The sequence below is a fragment of the Mesorhizobium sp. B2-3-7 genome (genome assembly GCF_006442695.1).
Taxonomy (GTDB): Bacteria; Pseudomonadota; Alphaproteobacteria; order Rhizobiales; family Rhizobiaceae; genus Mesorhizobium.
The window spans coordinates 66548-82417 of sequence record NZ_VFVV01000010.1 but is presented as its reverse complement, the minus strand read 5'-3'; the positions used below and the strand labels follow the sequence as shown (position 1 = coordinate 82417).

15 protein-coding genes and 2 pseudogenes are annotated in these 15870 nt (G+C 61.6%); 5 read left to right on the top strand and 12 right to left on the bottom strand.

What is annotated here, in order from left to right; all coding sequences use genetic code 11:
* Positions 1–76: 76 nt before the first annotated feature.
* Positions 77–1621, bottom strand: a complete 1545-nt coding sequence (locus FJ940_RS20080) for an ATP-binding protein (protein WP_224619410.1) — start codon at positions 1619–1621, stop codon at positions 77–79.
* A 205-nt stretch (positions 1622–1826) separates the two neighbouring features.
* Positions 1827–2519: a glutathione S-transferase family protein gene (locus FJ940_RS20075; protein WP_140657785.1), complete on the bottom strand. Its 693-nt coding sequence runs from the start codon at positions 2517–2519 to the stop codon at positions 1827–1829.
* Between the two features lie 221 nt (positions 2520–2740).
* Here FJ940_RS20075 and FJ940_RS20070 point away from each other — a divergent pair, with 221 nt between their 5' ends.
* Together FJ940_RS20070 and FJ940_RS20065 are read left to right on the top strand one after the other, a co-directional pair.
* Positions 2741–3046 (top strand): hypothetical protein, encoded by a 306-nt coding sequence (locus tag FJ940_RS20070; RefSeq protein ID WP_140500102.1) that lies wholly within the window; start codon positions 2741–2743, stop codon positions 3044–3046.
* A gap of 248 nt (positions 3047–3294) precedes the next feature.
* Complete coding sequence (locus FJ940_RS20065) at positions 3295–3666, top strand: endonuclease domain-containing protein (protein ID WP_140521473.1); 372 nt, start codon at positions 3295–3297, stop codon at positions 3664–3666.
* A gap of 200 nt (positions 3667–3866) precedes the next feature.
* On the opposite strand, the gene FJ940_RS20055 is transcribed toward FJ940_RS20065, so the two are convergent.
* From FJ940_RS20055 to FJ940_RS20045, 3 genes are all read right to left on the bottom strand, one after another.
* The gene (locus FJ940_RS20055) at positions 3867–4697 is read right to left on the bottom strand and encodes an aldo/keto reductase (RefSeq protein WP_140657670.1); all 831 of its coding nucleotides are present in this window, start codon (positions 4695–4697) and stop codon (positions 3867–3869) included.
* A 160-nt stretch (positions 4698–4857) separates the two neighbouring features.
* Positions 4858–5490, bottom strand: a complete 633-nt coding sequence (locus FJ940_RS20050; protein WP_140521471.1) for a glutamine cyclotransferase — start codon at positions 5488–5490, stop codon at positions 4858–4860.
* A 36-nt stretch (positions 5491–5526) separates the two neighbouring features.
* Positions 5527–6747 (bottom strand): helix-turn-helix domain-containing protein, encoded by a 1221-nt coding sequence (locus FJ940_RS20045; protein ID WP_140657668.1) that lies wholly within the window; start codon positions 6745–6747, stop codon positions 5527–5529.
* Between the two features lie 107 nt (positions 6748–6854).
* Between FJ940_RS20045 and FJ940_RS20040 the strand changes: the two genes are divergently transcribed.
* From FJ940_RS20040 to FJ940_RS29020, 3 genes are all read left to right on the top strand, one after another.
* Positions 6855–7607: a DUF899 domain-containing protein gene (locus FJ940_RS20040; protein WP_140556445.1), complete on the top strand. Its 753-nt coding sequence runs from the start codon at positions 6855–6857 to the stop codon at positions 7605–7607.
* A gap of 120 nt (positions 7608–7727) precedes the next feature.
* On the top strand, positions 7728–8048 hold the full coding sequence (locus FJ940_RS20035) for a hypothetical protein (protein ID WP_140657666.1): 321 nt from the start codon (positions 7728–7730) through the stop codon (positions 8046–8048).
* Between the two features lie 32 nt (positions 8049–8080).
* Complete coding sequence (locus FJ940_RS29020) at positions 8081–8209, top strand: hypothetical protein (protein WP_263483591.1); 129 nt, start codon at positions 8081–8083, stop codon at positions 8207–8209.
* An 84-nt stretch (positions 8210–8293) separates the two neighbouring features.
* On the opposite strand, the pseudogene FJ940_RS20030 reads toward FJ940_RS29020, so the two are convergent.
* From FJ940_RS20030 to FJ940_RS19995, 7 genes and pseudogenes are all read right to left on the bottom strand, one after another.
* Positions 8294–8482 (bottom strand): annotated as a pseudogene (locus tag FJ940_RS20030) (hypothetical protein); the annotation flags it as partial.
* 650 nt (positions 8483–9132) lie between these two features.
* Positions 9133–10938, bottom strand: a complete 1806-nt coding sequence (locus tag FJ940_RS20020; protein ID WP_140657662.1) for a hypothetical protein — start codon at positions 10936–10938, stop codon at positions 9133–9135.
* 292 nt (positions 10939–11230) lie between these two features.
* Positions 11231–12820 carry a DUF2272 domain-containing protein gene (locus FJ940_RS20015; protein ID WP_140657660.1) on the bottom strand — a complete coding sequence of 530 codons (1590 nt, stop codon included), beginning with the start codon at positions 12818–12820 and terminating at the stop codon, positions 11231–11233.
* Positions 12821–12829: 9 nt separating this feature from the next.
* Entirely contained in the window at positions 12830–13618 is a 789-nt protein-coding gene (locus FJ940_RS20010) for a hypothetical protein (RefSeq protein WP_140657658.1), read from the bottom strand.
* 189 nt (positions 13619–13807) lie between these two features.
* A pseudogene (locus FJ940_RS20005) lies at positions 13808–14215 on the bottom strand (tyrosine-type recombinase/integrase); the annotation flags it as partial.
* Positions 14190–14957 (bottom strand): bestrophin family protein, encoded by a 768-nt coding sequence (locus FJ940_RS20000; RefSeq protein ID WP_246671065.1) that lies wholly within the window; start codon positions 14955–14957, stop codon positions 14190–14192. The pseudogene FJ940_RS20005 and the gene FJ940_RS20000, both read right to left, overlap by 26 nt.
* A 123-nt stretch (positions 14958–15080) precedes the next feature.
* Positions 15081–15695: a TetR/AcrR family transcriptional regulator gene (locus tag FJ940_RS19995; protein ID WP_140556440.1), complete on the bottom strand. Its 615-nt coding sequence runs from the start codon at positions 15693–15695 to the stop codon at positions 15081–15083.
* Between the last annotated feature and the right edge of the window lie 175 nt (positions 15696–15870).

The following is a 15870-nucleotide window of genomic DNA, read 5'->3' as shown; positions in this document are numbered from 1 at the left end:
GACTCACCGATGCGATAGAGTATCACATGTTCTCGTTATGTTCCAGTGGACAACCGCAACCGTCCCGCCCACGCCATCACAGCGCCAGGCTACCCTGCTCCGTCTCCTCGGTATTGGGATCGCCCGGCGCCGCGTTGCGGTCGCCCGGCGCCGCATTTGGGTCGCCCGGCGCCGTCGCCCAGGCGAGTTCCACCAGTGTGACGGTGCGCCGGCCGGTACCGTCGAGCTGGCACACGATCAGGCCCTGCTCCTCGATGTAGGTGAGCAGGCGCCGGGCGCGGCGCATGGAGTGCGAACCATAGGCGCGGGCGATCGCGGCGTCGCTCGGGCAGGGCCAGCCTTCCTTTGCCGCGCGGGCGATCATCATGAACACGCCCTGCATGTCCTCGGGCAGCAGCGAAGCGCGCACGGAGACGTCGCGCCACGCATCGTCCTCGGCCATATCGGAACCCACGCCGGCGCGGGCTCGCGTCAGCATGCGGCGGAACTCCTGCAGATCGGGCACGACCGACGCCAGCCCCTCGATGCGGCAGCGCACCACGAACTCCTGGTAGAGCACGCCGATGACGCGGAAGCCCGCGTCGGGCTCCGCCAATATGGCGCGCAGGATGCGGTCCATCCGCTCGCGCCGCTCCGCCAGGTCCTCGGCGCTGGGCGCCGGCTCGGCCGGTTCGGGGCGGATCTCCAGCGCCGCCGACTTCGCCGCCATCAGCTGGTCGAGCAAGTCCGGCGACGTCACCCGCCGCTGCGGCCGCACGGCCTCCGGCGGCGGTGCCGCCAGGATGATCGCGCGGGCATCCTCTAACGCCGCTTCCGGCAACGGCATCAGCCGCGGCGTGCCGTTGCGCGGGCTCGTATCCGTCGGCCCGATGCGCAGGCCGAGCGGGCGGCGCGACAGCGCCGGGCCCAGCGCCATGAAATGCCCGCGCTCCAGGTCGCGAAAAGCCTCCGCCTGCCGCCGCTCCATGCCAAGCAGATCGGCCGCGCGCGCCATGTCGATGTCGAGGAAGGTGCGGCCCATCAGGAAATTGGAAGCCTCGGCCGCGACGTTCTTGGCAAGCTTGGCCAGTCGCTGCGTGGCGATGATGCCGGCAAGCCCGCGCTTGCGGCCGCGGCACATCAGATTGGTCATGGCGCCGAGCGAAAGCTTTCTCGCTTCGTCGGAAACTTCGCCGGCCACCGCCGGCGCGAAAAGCTGCGCCTCGTCCACCACCACCAGCATGGGATACCAATGGTCGCGCGCCACCTCGAACAGCCCGCCGAGGAAGGCGGCGGCGCGCCGCATCTGGTTCTCGGCGTCGAGCCCTTCGAGATTGAGCACCGTGGAGACGCGGTGGATGCGCGCCCGCTCGCCGGCGCTCTGCAACCCGCGCTCGGTATGTTCCTCGGCATCGATCACCAGATGGCCGAAGCGTTCGCCCAGCGACACGAAGTCGCCTTCGGGGTCGATGATGGTCTGCTGCACCCAGGGCGCGCTCTGCTCCAGCAGCCGGCGCAACAAATGAGATTTGCCGGAGCCCGAATTGCCCTGCACCAAAAGCCGCGTCGCCAGCAGTTCCTCAAGGTCCAGCGCCGCCGGCGCGCCGGCGGTCGTCTGTCCCATCTCGATCGCAACGGTCATGTCAGACTCAGCCGCTCCTTCGCAGAGGGACTTATCAATCCGATTGCAAAGCGTCGAGCGCCGATGGCCGCCGGTTGGGCGTTGCGCACAGTTGTGCGAATGCTGCCTGCCTGATGCGAACATCCGGCGGGCTGAACGATCGCATGACAAGCGCGCAATCGTTTCGGATGCACGTGAAAACAAGCAGTTGAAGCGGAATCGCGATTCAAGCCCTGAAGCCTGGTCGACCGCTCCCGCGTCGTCTCACGCGGGCATCACCGTCCGGGGGGACCGGTGCCAATGCGGGCGCGTCCAGCCCCTGGAACGGATCGCGCCAGGCCTCGATCTCTTCGAGCCGGCGATACCAGCGCTCGATTTGGGGATAGTCGCCGAGCGGCAAGCGGGCGGCGTCGTTGAAGGGTAGGAACGTCGCCATGCGGAAATCGGCATAGGAGACCGAAGTCCCGGCCAGCCATGGCCGCCGGCCAAGTGCCGCCTCGAGGATCGGCGCCGTCCTGTGGAACTGTTCCAGTCCCTCCGCGACCTTTTCCGCGTCGATCGGCCCGATGCCATAGCGCTGCTTGGTGCCGCGCTCGAAATGCACGATGTCGCAGGCCCTGACGAACTCTTCCTTGCCCCAGCTCAGCCAACGGATCATCTCGGGTTCGTCGTCGCCCGCGCGCCAGAAATCCGAACCCATGTCGTGCGAAAGCCGGCAGGCTATGGCGTCCGCTTCCCAGAGGCTCCCTCCAGGCCAGGCCAGCAAGGGCAGGGAAAGATTGGGATTGAGCGGACGGAACCGCGCCGCCTGCCCCGGCGCCATGGGCGAAGCGAATTCGAACGCGACCTTCGCCCCGAGGTGACGGGCCACCGCGACTCCCAGGCGCGGATTGGGGTTGCGGCTGAAGAACAGTTTCATCTCCGCGTCCGCCCCGTGCGGTTTCGGCCCGACCTTGTCACTCGCCATCGCCTCGCTCCTTGTTGCGGCATGCACGACAAGGACGGATAGCGCCGATCGAATCCGACAATGAGGTCGCGACCGCAAGGACCGGTTTTGCGAAAAGTCCGGGTTGACCGCTTCCGGACGCGAGGCGACTATCCCTCTCGAAGCATGGCAATGGATCCCGAGGAGGATGAGCGATGGATGAGCCCGACCGCTGGCGCCACATGTCAAGCGCGCCCAAGGACGGCAGCCGGATCCTCGTCACGGTCCGGCCGTCCGAGCAGGGGCCGGCGGAAGTCGACCTCGCCTATTGGTCGGATGGCGACCAGTTCGGCGAAGAAGGCTGGCGCGCGTCGGACTCCTCGCCCGGCCGCATCGTCGAATATGCCGAGCCCGAGCTGAAATGCTGGATGCCGATGCCCTCGGCCAACCTCGCCCGCGCCTCCATGCCCTCGCCCTGGGAAGGCGACGACGCCCAGCAGCTCGACGGCTCGGGGATTTGAGGCACTGAAGCTGCTGATCTCCTGAGACGCCGGCGGGACAGCCCCCCTCTGCCCTGCCGGGCATCTCCCCCACAAGGGGGAGATCGGCTGTCGCGAATGCTTTCGCCAATCTTCAACGTTGAAGAATGTAGCGCCGGAGCCAAAGCTGCCAATCTCCCCCCTTGTGGGGGAGATGTCCGGCAGGACAGAGGGGGGCGCCGTAGAGTAAAAACGTTGGTGACCAACTTCAGCATCAAGCCTCTCACACCATGCCACACACACCCTTGCCCCCAAGACACCGCGCTAACGCGAAATCGATGCGCAGGATCATGACCGATGCCGAACTAAAGCTCTGGAACGAGCTGCGTGCGCATAGGCTGATGGGCCTGGGCTTTCGCAGGCAATTCCCCATCGCCGGCTACATCGTAGACTTCGCCTGCCCGGAGAAAAAGCTGATTGCAGAGGTCGACGGTTCACAACATGGCGACCCGGGTCTTGCCAATGCTGACGAGGCCAGAACCAAACGCTTGGAACAGGATGGCTGGATCGTCTTGCGCTTCTGGAATGACGATGTCATCCGCGACATAGACAATGTCTGCCAGCATATCGTTATCGCGGCTGGTTTGGCAGACGCGCCCTGACAGGCTGGCGGGACAGCGCCCCCCTCTGCCCTGCCGGGCATCTCCCCCACAAGGGGGGAGATTGGCAGCTTTGGCTCCAGCGCCACATTTTTCAAAGTTGAAAATTGGCGAAAGCATTCACGACAGCCGATCTCCCCCCTCGTGGGGGAGATGTCCGGCAGGACAGAGGGGGGCGCCGTAGAGTAAAAACGTTGGTGGCCTCAAAACAAGAACGCCGCCGTCGCAGGGTTCGGCCCGACGCGGCCATCGGCTGAATCCATGCCGCGGATGGCCTTCAGGTCCTGCGCGTCCAGTTCGAAATCGAAGACGTCGAAATTGGCCGATATGCGGTCCTGGTGGACCGATTTCGGGATGACGATCAGCCCTTCCTGGAGGTGCCAGCGGATCATCGTCTGCGCCGCGGACTTGCCGTGCTTTGCGGCGATGCCTGCTATGGTCGCGTCGCCGAGCAGCCTGCCGCTGCCGAGCGGGCTCCAGCTTTCGGTGTGGATGTTGTGCCGGGCATGGAACTCCCTGATCTCGCGCTGCTGGAAACGCGGATGCAGCTCGATCTGGTTGACGGCTGGCGTGACGCCGGTTTCGCCGATGATGCGCTCCAGGTGATCCCGGTTGAAATTCGACACGCCGACCGATTTGATCCGGCCGGCTTTCTGCAGCTCGACCAATGTCTGCCAGGCCTCGACATATTTGTCCTGGCTGGGCACCGGCCAGTGGATGAGGAACAGGTCGATCTGTTCGATACCGAGCTTGTCCATCGTATCCTCGAAGGCGCGCAATGCGGCATCGCGCTGGTGCGCGCCGTTGCGCAGCTTCGAGGTGATGAACAGCTCGCCCCTCGGCACGCCCGCGCCCCGGATCGCCTCCCCGACGCCCTTCTCGTTCTGGTAGCCTTCGGCGGTGTCGATCAGCCTGTAGCCGGCCTTGATCCCCCAACCCACCACCTTGGCGGTGATAGCGGGATCGACTTGCCACACGCCAAGGCCGAGCCGGGGAATGGTCGAGCCGTCGTTCAACGAAATCTGTTCAGGCATGGTCTGGTCCTCTGCGAAGATGGTCCAGCCTATCTAGGCCCGGCATCGGGCAACGGCCAGCCGGCGGCGGACAAATTGCCGAATCTGTGATCGACACAGACGATGCTCCTGTCGCTTGTCCGCAGGCGTCGGCACGTGAGCTCACCGCAAAGATCAGCCCTCATTTCGGTCGGCGCACGGTCCTCACCACGCCGCCCGGGCCGCCGCCGCAGAAGAAGCGGTCGCCGCCGTCGGATTCGAGCCCCGACACGCCCTTGCCGGGCGGCATGTCGAGCCGTTCCAGCACGTCTCCGTTCTCCGGGTCGACGCGCCGCACATCGCTCTGATCGCCTTCCCAGGTGCCGTGCCACAGCTCGCCATCGACCCAGGTCACGCCGGTGACGAAGCGGTTGGATTCGATGACGCGCAGGATCGCCCCGGTCTCGGGGTCGATCTGGTGGATCTTGCGCTGGCGGTTCTGCCCCACCCACAACGTGCCCTCGGCCCAGGTGAGGCCGGAATCGCCGCCGCCGCCGGGCGCCGGAATGGTGGACAGCACCGCGCCGGTGCCGGGATCGATCTTCTGGATCCGGTCCTTGGCGAGTTGGTAGAGGTACTGGCCATCATAGGCCGTCCCGGCATGGGCGGCGACATCGATCGAGCGCACCGCCTGCCCGCTCTCCGGGTCGAAGGCGGTGAGCCCCTTGCCCGAGGCAAACCAGACGTTCTGCCCATCGAAGCTCACCCCATGCACGCTGTCCACGCCCGCAAAGGGGCCGTATTCACGCAGGATTTCGGCCGCCGCATGTTTCATGTCTTCATCCTCACCTTTTGATCGTGTGATCCATTCCTAGCCGCTCGGCAACGGCGCCGGGAGTAACAAGGTGGTCGTGAAACCCGCCACCGGCGGCGTCATCCAGCGGCGCGCCCGGCCGCGGCCGAACCATTGCACCTTGCCGGTCTCGGCAAGCTGCTCCAGCGCGCGCTGCACGCTGCGCTGGCTGGATGCGAGCGCCAGCGCCAGCGCCGAGCTCGACCAGGCTTCGCCGTCGGCGAGGAAGGCGAGCACCGCCGCATGCCGCTCCTCGAGAGGCCGCGCCAGCACCACCACTTCGCCGCCCCGTTCCGGCGCCAGCGAAAAACCGCGCTTCGTCGCCTGGATGTCGGCCAGCCCGCGCAGCTCGGCGCGCAGCCGGCCGATCTCGACCCGCAGCCGGGCGCGATGCGATTCATCGGCGTGCCTGCCGCCGAAGGCCCTGGCGATGAGCGCCGCACGCGGCATGTCGCCGGGCCAGGCCTCGGCCAACGCGCGCGCCAGCGCAAACAGCACCGGGCGCGTCGCCAGAGAGGCCCGCGCCTCCTGTCTGCGCACGGCATAACGAAGACCGTCGACCACCAGCGCTTCCGATGCCTGCAAGGTCTCGACTTCCTCGAGCAGCAGCGGATGCTCCTGGCCGTTCGCGATCAGCCGCGCCGCCGGCGTTGCCAGCACCCGGAACGCGCTGTCGACCTCGGCCATCAGTCCGGGAATGCCGGCCCGCCATGCGGCGTGGCGGGCCCGCTCGAGTGCCGCGCGCGCGGTCTTCGTCCTGAGGCGCCGCATGGCGATGCCGGCGACGACCAGCTCGTGCGCGGCCCGCGAAGCCGGCGGAAACGGCGTCGCATCGAGCCCGGCCAGCACCTGCTCGGCCTCGTCGAGACGGCCGATCAGCAACAGGAATCGCACTTCCAGGTGCCGCGCATGCGCGGCGTTCAGCCGGTCGCCTTGCTTTTCCAGCGTCGCCCGCGCCGCATCGAGCGCCTTGGCCGGCCAGCCGAGGTCGCGCGAAACCAGCGCGATCTCGGCCTCGGCGATGACGCATCTGGCGCGCGCCACCGCTTCCCTTGGTCCGAAGGCGCGCCCCGCCCGCCGCAGCAGCGCCCTGGCCCGGTCGAGATCGCCGAGTTGCGCCATGGCGATGCCGCGCAGCGCCAGCCCCGGCGCGTCCTCGCGCAGCGCCACGCGGTCGAGCGCGCCGAGCGGGTCACCCGCCGCCAGCAACAGCCCCGCGGCCGTGATCAGCGAATCCATCAAGATCCCGCCATGGCGAATCCCGCCACACTTGTAACTCTCACCATCCCGCTGTCCGGCGCTATGTCAGTCGCGTCACATCAAACCGGAACAGCGAGGCAAAAGCCATGACCAAGCAAATGCACACACCGCCGATCGTTTCCCAGCAAGCATGGGAGGCGGCGCGCCAGCAGTTGCTCGTAAAGGAGAAGGCGACGCTCCGCGCCAAGGATGCGTTGGCCGCCGAGCGCCGCCGCATGCCCTGGATGGCCGTCAAGAAGGATTACACGTTCGAAGGACCCAACGGAAAGGCGAGCCTGCTCGACCTGTTCGAGGGCCGCCGCCAGCTGATCGTCTACCGCGCCTTCTTCGAGCCGGGTGTGTATGGCTGGCCCGATCACGCCTGCCGCGGCTGCTCGCTGGGCGCCGACCAGGTCTCCAACCTCGCCCATCTCAACGCCCGCGACACCACGCTGGCCTATGCCTCGCGCGCGCCGCAGGCCGACATTGCGCGGCTGAAGAAGCGGATGGGCTGGGCAATGCCCTGGTACACCATCACCGACAGCTTCGACAAAGACTTCGGCGTCGACGAATGGCACGGCCACAACGTCTTCATCCGCGACGGGGACCGCATCTTCCGCACCTACCTGATCAACAACCGCGGCGACGAGGCGATGGGCACCGTCTGGAGCTACCTCGATGCCACGCCGCTCGGCCGCCAGGAGATCTGGGAGGACTCGCCCGAAGGCTATCCGCAGACCCCGACCTACAAATGGTGGAACTGGAGCGACAATTACGACGCAGACACCGCGCCGGACAGGAAATGGGACGAAGTGTCTGCTGCCGGCGAGGCGGCGTTCCGCAACAAGGACGCCCAGTAGAGCCTGGCTAGAGCGCCGGGTCCACGCAAGCGCGGCCGGACGCTCTTCACAAGGCGGCAGCTTTCCCAGAACTGCTGCTGCTTTCCGGGCTTGCGCCAATGCGCAACCGAGGAGAAAGACATGAGCGACATCCATACAGACGCCCGCCGCTGTCCCGATCAGGACGCGGCCCGCCTCGGCATCGCCGACTGGCTGGGCCTCGCCGCAGCGCCGATCTTCGCCCTGATGGCGCTGCTGGCCGGCATCTTCGGCGGCGATGCGGCGATGCTGTGCATGGGCACCTCTTCGCCGCTCACCGGCATGCCGGCCATGTACCTGCTGATGAGCGCCTTCCATCTGGCGCCTTGGCTGCGCGTGATTTCCAACAGGCAGGCGGGCCGGGAGAAAGCAAAGCGCTTGGAGAAAACTCTGCAAAAACAGAGCATTGCGCAACCAGTTTGAATCGCCGATGCAACCCATCAAGGAGAAGAACCATGACACGGACGAGTGAGACGCACGGTCCCGACACACGGGAGCCGATCGAGGCGGAGCCGACACGGCGCGGCGACGAGCCGTCGCAACCCGCCAAGGGCTGCCCCTGGTGCACGCCCGAAAAGACCTGACGCTTCGACGGCGGAGCGGCGCGCCGCCCAGGCGCAATGAAGCCGGCCGTTCGCCCTGCTCATCGCCGCCAAGCGCGCTGGCGTTTACGTCGCGATGTCGTTGACAGGCAGCAATGGCGCGGGAAGGTCGACCTCGCCGAGCCCGGTCCGCATCTCGATCTCGATGTCGCGGCAGATCTGCGAAATCGGCACATCGTTGGCGTTGCCCTCGAAAGGATTGGCGCTGCTCTCGCCGACCTGGTCGAGCGACATGTATGCCCAGCCCAGCAGCGTGCTGAACGGGACGAATCAAGTGTTCGGTCTAGCTGCGCGAGCCTTCAACGAGGAATGGTGACAAAGGGCTGGTTTACTGAGCTACCAGAAAAATTATACACATTCGACAGATAGCGTTGTCTGCGAGATCGCAACAGCCTAGGATACGATAGCCTTACAGGGCACGAAATTACTGAAGCCCGCGAGTTCCTGCGTTTGGGCACGAAAGTCCTTTGGACTTTTTACGCGTGGGCGGACGAATTGAGAGGCAGGCATGTCGATTGCGTTCTTCCAACCCTTTGGAAACAATCGGACGCCGTTTGCAATGGTAGCGGTCGTGGCTACATTGCTGCCAGCAACGCTTCACGCGCAATTTGACGTTCCACCGAGGCCACCCCCAATCCTTCCTTATCCTCAACAGCCGTACGGAGGGCAGTTCCAACAGCAGCAGTTCCCCCCGCAGCAGTTCCCTCAGCAGCAGTTCCCTCAGCAGCAGTTCCCTCAGCAGCAGTTCCCTCAGCAGCAGTTCCCTCAGCAGCCGTCTCGTTTACTATGCTATACAAATTACGGCTCCTGTTGGATGGCTCTACCGGGCCCGGTCGGAGGGCCTTGCTACTGCCCTACCTCCAGCGGGGCCCTTCAAGGATACATCATCTCGCAATGAACGAAACTCATGAAGGCGGCAGATCCGTAAAAAGTAATCGGGGTGAGGTATCTAGAATGAGGGATAGGTCTCGCTGTTGTGGAGCTGGAACGGATTCGACTTCTTCTGTCCAATCCTGAACAACTTTTGGAACCAGTCGCAACCGAGCAGCAAGTTGTTCGACGCTAATTCCTGTGCGCAATAGTGCGCCTTTGAGCCCGACGGCCCACCGGCTGATTTCGGATGAATCTGACGCACCTAGCAATGTCGCACTTGATCGCTGCAGTACTGCAACTGATCGCTCGGATAATAGACCTGCTGTCAACGAGACAAAAACAATCACGAAGGGACTCAAACTCGTAGAGCCAGCCTGTTCGGCATGATCTGTTATAGCAATAAAACCGGCACGAAGCAGAATGTATAACACCAAGGCGCAGATTAGCCCAAGTATGGGACCAACTAATAAGTCGCGAAAATCTGGATCCCTGCTCGACGTATAAACGGAAAAGATTATCTTTAAAAAAGCGCCCAGGATTCCACCGAAACATACTAGAAGTAGAGCTAAGAACTCGCTCGGACTCATTATAAGACTCTCAAGCAATCTCGGTGAAAGTCGGTCATAAAATCGGTAACTCGAAACCAGATCAAAGTCCCTCTGTTGCTCTGCAGAAATCGTGTCCCTTTGAAGCTGACCAGGGCCGTTATTGCCCGCGGTTGATATGTCCAATGCGTCGCTAACGGAGCTTCCAATCGGGCCCGACGAAGAAAGAGGCTGTCCTAGCAGCTGCTCCGGTTGTCCATGAACCTCGTAGGTTCCTCTGTTGAGGCCAAGCAGTTCTGAACCTGGATTCGGGGGCTCATTGCTCCGAACCCCATCCCCTTCGGCATTCTTGGCCTGCCCGGCCGGCGCAGGTCCGCCGCCGCCTTCGGCATTCTTGGCCTGCCCGGCCGGCGGAGCAGGTCCGCCGACACCGCCCGACTGACTCTGCCCGGTTGCCTGTCTCGGCAGAACTGACGCGGGCACGGTGATCTGCTCAACAGGTAGAACGCCAGAACAGTTCAGTTCCTCAATGTCCCTGTAGCGCCTTAATTGTCTAGCCAATGTACTCCTATACGCACAGTCTTCTAGATAGTGCGCTCGTGCAATCGTATAGAGAGGTTGCAATCTCAATGCCGACGCTTGATTGAGGAACGCTATAGCTGAAATGTCTGATGCGTAAAGATATTCGAACTCAGAAAATTTCTGACCCTGAATTAACGGATCTCCCATGTATCTGGCAAATTTAGCTTCGATTTTATCAAGTGAATCCTTTTCTAAATGAGGTACGACAGCCACCTCCTGGTTCTTTTCGGGCGAATGGACGTCATAGTTCAAAGCCTTCTGCATCGCATCGAATTGCTGCGGTATAAAATCGAATGGAATCCTTGACAGAAATGCCTCGCATCTCGACAAATAGCCATCCTCCATAGGCAACGTTGCAAAAGCAGCGCACAATCGATTTATCCTGAAGCTTAGCTCATTCTGATTCTTTGATAAATTTAATCCCTCTCGCTCCAACGCCTTCGAGTTATTAGACATAGATGTAGTCACTTCATCCAAGTTTTTTTCAAGAGCAACAAAATATACAAGGCGTCCAGCAGTAAGGCTCGGCTGCGCCATCAAAAGCCGCCCTTGAAATTGCATAAGAGCAATCAACACGGCAACAATAGAGACCAGAATGACGCTACCAAGACATGCCACTCCCAAGCAAAGGAATGCCTGTACATTTACGCTGGAAGGGAGCGTCCACCGGCCCTCTGGTGGGGGACCACCTCCACCGACGGCGGACGACATTGCTTGCGCTTGTCCGATCTGCGCAACCTGGACATCTGTAGCGCATGTTGATTTCCCGTCGGCTCCAGATGTATTACTGGGAGACGCAGCGGCTACACTCTGTTGACTGCCCGTATCTTCTGGAACATATGTCGGCATCGCAGTTCCTGACTGATGGTCACCCAACATGACCCGTCGAACGCCCATTTGTTGAATGCACACTCCTCATTGGATTGCGCTTTTCCTTCGGCCCTCCGAGGCAGACTAGATTGCAAGTTCAGCACCACACCAGAAGCCGCCTAATAACGGGCCTCTAACCAATGAATTCAAGTGACAGCCCCCGATCGAGCTTTTTCTGTACCTTCGAAGTCGCCTCAGACTTTGTTATAACTCCGTCGCCGTTGACGTCGAGTCCAGCATTCTGGATATAAGCAATAGCCGGTCTCTGGAACAGTACGGTCGAATCAGGCCTTCCTACCGCAATCGGAAATAGAATTGCCGCATAAACATCTGGAAGACTATTCAATTTGCCAACGTACGGGTTGAAATACTTCGCGACCAAGTCTAGCTGATCCACATCTGTCATAGAGGCCAATTCCGCAGTTGATGTGCCGAGGTCTTTGGCGGTTCGAGGCATAAATTGAATGAGACCGGTAGCGCCGGATATTGGATTCTGAATGCTGGGTGAAAACGTCTCTCCCGTCTCAAAGGCGATTGCAGCCATAAGGTGGCTAGGGTCGCACCCCAGAGTGCTTGCAATACTGATCACGCGGCTTTTGAATCCGCCCGAGACCTTCTTTCCCCACGCTATCTTGAGTAATCCATTCCCGCCGGTCGCGGCATTGCTCGCATCCACGCTCCCTAACGTAGAAGGGGTTTGGGCCTCAGAGGCAACGGCAATCCTCTCCTCCATAACCGCAAAAAGCTGTTCACCACCGGCTGCCACTGCTCGAAGAAGCCCATTGTCCGACAATGCAAGCGGGCGCTTTGTGACGGAGTTACCTACGTTTCCACCAATGATCCAGGCAATGCCGTCGCCGATCGAGACAATGACGTCACTATGGCCTTTGTAGTTTCCACCCTTTTGGTTGTCATAATCAACGCCTGCCTCGCGCGACCAGCAGACTATGTCACCGATCTTTGGTCGATATTCGTTTAGCCGCTGCGCCCAGAATCCCGCAGCATCACGCCTGCTTAAACAATCCCGAATAGCTTGCGAAATGTAGACTGAATGCTGTGTCGAATACCGGAATCTGTCGCCAGCACCGGCTGTCTTCATCACCCACGACACAAATGCCGCAGACCAAGGCATTTCAAATGTCTGACCATCGATCCCGTGCGTCGACGTTCCTTCCAGCCAGTACGTCCCTATCCGATTAGAATACGGTTGCTGACCTTCCTTGTTGCCAATACGAACAATTGAACCGCCGATATCATACTCCTGACGGCCGAAAAATTCCCATTCCGTGTTGCACGTGGCCACAACGCGCTCGACAAACGCTCCTGGCGTGGGCTCAATTCCAGGCAATGCTGTGCCGGCGGCGCCTCCAGTGTCTGCTCCGCCGATCACGCCTGCGCCAAAAGATTGCCTGACCGGCGAATTGCCTCCCGCCGTGGTCGATGAAAGAGGCGCTGGAAGCAGGGCAACGGCCGTCGCTAGGAAGGTCCCCAAACGTGGTTCTGCAGTTGAGACTATCGCCTCGAGACCCGCACGGGCTGCAGCGACTTTGGCTGCAGCATTGCGATAGGCGTCAATTGCTAGATCATCCAGTGCGGCAAGCAGATCCTTCTTAGCTGACTTCAGTGCCTCAAGATCCGCGCCAGAGGCACCCGCCGACATTTTCGTTTCAATTTCAGATATCGCAGAAGCAACGGCATCCCAAGCACCATCTGGGTCGAGCATAGGTCCCTCCTATCTACTTCTGGCGGCGGCAAGGGCCTGCCGGACCGCCTTTACGTCTTCTTGAAGCATTCCGGTCGCTTGAGACAAACTCGCTATCGACGTTACGTCAGAAGGGCGCTTGAAAGCCTCCACCAAAGAGCCGAACGTTTTCTGCAAGCGGTCCAGTAGAACGACATAATTCGCAAGCGCCGTCCGATAATCGGTGAGCTTCGACGAATTAATGCCTGAAGAATGTGCAACCTCAGTCACAAGCATTTTAAACATTGCAGGTGTTGAATTCTTCAGCGCACCTATCAAGTCAGAGAACCGGGGTGCGCCATCGAGAGCAAGTTGCCGAGCCTCGGCAACGCTCCGCGCGAGAAGGAGCTGGTCAATAACTGGCTTAAGGGCAGCAGCGGCTAGGGCAACTTCTGGCGTTCCTGCCAAGGACGATAGATTTTCAGCAATTTCAAGAGTTTGCGCCCTTGCGGCGGCGTTGTTAGAGCCATTCGACAGAGTGTTCAGTAGGTCGGCATACTGTGCGATGATCCCAATAGCACTTCTAAACTCCGTCGTAAGGGGAGGGTCGCCAATTGTAGAATAATAGTAAGCATTGGCGACGTCAAACCGACGACCGCTTGCAGGGTTGGCATTCAATTGCCGAAGAACTACATTGCGTTCGGCAACGCCAAGATCGTCATAGAGCGTATCACTCGCTGATTGGACAGCAGCGACCCCTTTGACAAATGCGCCAGTATTCGCGGTCGGAGCGTTTACGCACCCTGCGCAAAGAAGCAGCGCAAGTAGGATAGGTCGCACAGCTCTCCTACGCAATCATTCCCCCCCCCAGCGTGCCGCGTGGGCACGACTGCGATTGCTTCGCTCGCAGTCGAACCAAGTCCGATCCGCAATTTACAGATCGCACCAGGACGATGATGAGGAATTTTATACTACGTAACTGGCCCCAGCACAACTTTATTGATGGCTATGATTTAATACCTACAATTTTCAAGCAACTTCGCCTTCCAGTACCCGTAAACGTCCCGAGCCAATTATCGCGCCCCCCACCATCGCCCCGAGCCCGCTGAGGCGCTGACCAGGCGGCAGATCAGAAGCCGCTCGGTCTTGTCGACGGCAAATACTCCTCCCGGAACGGCCTGTAATTTCCGAGCTTGGTGCGCCACCGATCAGGGTCAGACGCCTCTGCGCCACGGCATCGTCGGCCGCCCTTATTGGGTCATCCTCGGTGTGGACGTAGCGCATGAACATGGTGACGGTCTTATGCGTGGTGAGCGCCATGCCGACCTTCACCGGCACGCCGGAGTTGGCGATGTCGGTTGCCGAGCGGTGTCGCATGCCGTGCGTGCCGGTGTGCGGCTGGCCGGCCCGCTCAAGGATGCGCTTCCAGCCCTGATATTAGGTGCTTCGTCAGCCAGATCGCGATCGAGCCCAGCGCCCCGCCGAATTTGCCCATCTCGGCGAAGACCGGAACGACGCCGAACGGCAACAGCGTGCAGAAGATCATGACGAACATGGAACTGACGATGGCGTATTGGCGGGGATAGGGATTGTTCTTGATGCGGTCGCAGCGCGCCTGCTGGTCGTGGAAGTCGCGGATGAGTTTTGTCAGTTCGCCATAGATCTGCGGAGGAATCTTGGCATCCTTGAACAAGCCGTTGACCTGCACCGATTGCATTTCGAGCAAGGCGATCGCCGGGCGGGGCGATTTCAGGACGCCCTCGGTCTGCTCGGCCAGCAACGGCCGCAATTCGTCGGCAATCGAGCCCGTATCCTCCTGGACATGGTAACGCCGCCGGTATTCGATATTGGCGGCCCGCGCCATGGATTCCCATGGCATCGGCCGCCGCAGCGCGAAACGCAGCGCCGTCATCCAGGCGATGTGGCGATAGATGAGTTGCTTCGCTGTCGGGGCGTCGGTGAAGTCCCTGCAGAAATTGGACCACAACCGGCTGCTGGCCGTGATTTGCGCAAACGCCTGCAGCGCTTCACCGCTGCGGGTAAACACCTGCGAATTCTTGAAGCCGGCCACCAGTGACACCGTGGTGCCGAGCACCAGCACGACAGACCACGGCACCGAGAACCCGGCAAGTCCGGGAAAACGGTAGGCGGCCACCGCCAGTCCGCTCACCACCACCATGTAGATGACGCTGCGCCGCGACCAGAGCGCGAAATCCATCACCTTGTAGGAACGGCCCACATACATAAGATGCCCCCAAATCGCGGACGTGCCCGCTAGCCGCAGGCCAGTCTCCAGTCGCCCTCACCTAGCCTTGGCGGCGCCGAACCGCAATCCGTCCATCAGCAGCCGGACCAGCCGGCGCGAGCGATCGCGCCAATCCGGGGTGTCGGGCGCCGAATAGATGCCGCCCAGCGCGTGCAGCACGTCGGACGCGTCGACATCGCCACGGATGGTGCCGTCGGCCACCGCCGCCTCGACCAATTGCCGCAACGCCGCCGAGACCCGACCCGACGTGTCGGAATAGAGATTGGCATTCGCCGTCAACAGGATGCGCAGGCTGGTCGCAAGCCCTCGCTTGGTGGCGATATAGTCGACGAAGCGCCGCATCCATTCTTCCAGCGCGACGTCGGACGGATGCTTTGTCGCCAGTTCGTCGGCGGCCGCGCACAGCCCTTCCACCTCGCGCCGGTAGACCACCTCGACCAGGTGCTCGCGCGTCGGGAAATGGCGGTAGAGCGTGCCGATGCCGACGCCCGCGCGGCGCGCGATCTCCTCCAGCGAGGCATCGATCCCGCGCTCGGCGAAGACCGAGGCCGCCACCTCGACCAGCCGGTCGCGGTTGCGCTGCGCGTCGGCGCGCAACGGCTTGGCCTCTGCGGTCTTCTGGTCGGGGATGGCGGACGGCTCTGCGGCCAATTTTTTCTCCACTGTCGAAATATGGGGCTTGAACCCCATCGGGTCAGCCCCCACGTAATAAACGGAGGCGCCTCCGCTTTAGTGGAGCACCTTTATCATATAATCAGGGGAACCGGTATGTCACGTGCTGAAAGCTTGCAAGCCAAGGCCGATATTCGTCAGGGATTGGTGAAGG

Coding starts and splice junctions, on each gene's coding strand:
- FJ940_RS20065 (WP_140521473.1), top strand. CDS start 3,295: ATGCCACACACACCCTTGCCCCCAAGACACCGCGCTAACGCGAAATCG.
- FJ940_RS20000 (WP_246671065.1), bottom strand. CDS start 14,957: ATGGTGGTGGTGAGCGGACTGGCGGTGGCCGCCTACCGTTTTCCCGGA.
- FJ940_RS20050 (WP_140521471.1), bottom strand. CDS start 5,490: ATGAAACATGCGGCGGCCGAAATCCTGCGTGAATACGGCCCCTTTGCG.
- FJ940_RS29020 (WP_263483591.1), top strand. CDS start 8,081: ATGACACGGACGAGTGAGACGCACGGTCCCGACACACGGGAGCCGATC.
- FJ940_RS20070 (WP_140500102.1), top strand. CDS start 2,741: ATGGATGAGCCCGACCGCTGGCGCCACATGTCAAGCGCGCCCAAGGAC.
- FJ940_RS20020 (WP_140657662.1), bottom strand. CDS start 10,938: ATGTCGTCCGCCGTCGGTGGAGGTGGTCCCCCACCAGAGGGCCGGTGG.
- FJ940_RS20040 (WP_140556445.1), top strand. CDS start 6,855: ATGACCAAGCAAATGCACACACCGCCGATCGTTTCCCAGCAAGCATGG.
- FJ940_RS20045 (WP_140657668.1), bottom strand. CDS start 6,747: ATGGATTCGCTGATCACGGCCGCGGGGCTGTTGCTGGCGGCGGGTGAC.
- FJ940_RS20015 (WP_140657660.1), bottom strand. CDS start 12,820: ATGCTCGACCCAGATGGTGCTTGGGATGCCGTTGCTTCTGCGATATCT.
- FJ940_RS20035 (WP_140657666.1), top strand. CDS start 7,728: ATGAGCGACATCCATACAGACGCCCGCCGCTGTCCCGATCAGGACGCG.
- FJ940_RS20055 (WP_140657670.1), bottom strand. CDS start 4,697: ATGCCTGAACAGATTTCGTTGAACGACGGCTCGACCATTCCCCGGCTC.
- FJ940_RS20075 (WP_140657785.1), bottom strand. CDS start 2,519: ATGAAACTGTTCTTCAGCCGCAACCCCAATCCGCGCCTGGGAGTCGCG.
- FJ940_RS20080 (WP_224619410.1), bottom strand. CDS start 1,621: ATGACCGTTGCGATCGAGATGGGACAGACGACCGCCGGCGCGCCGGCG.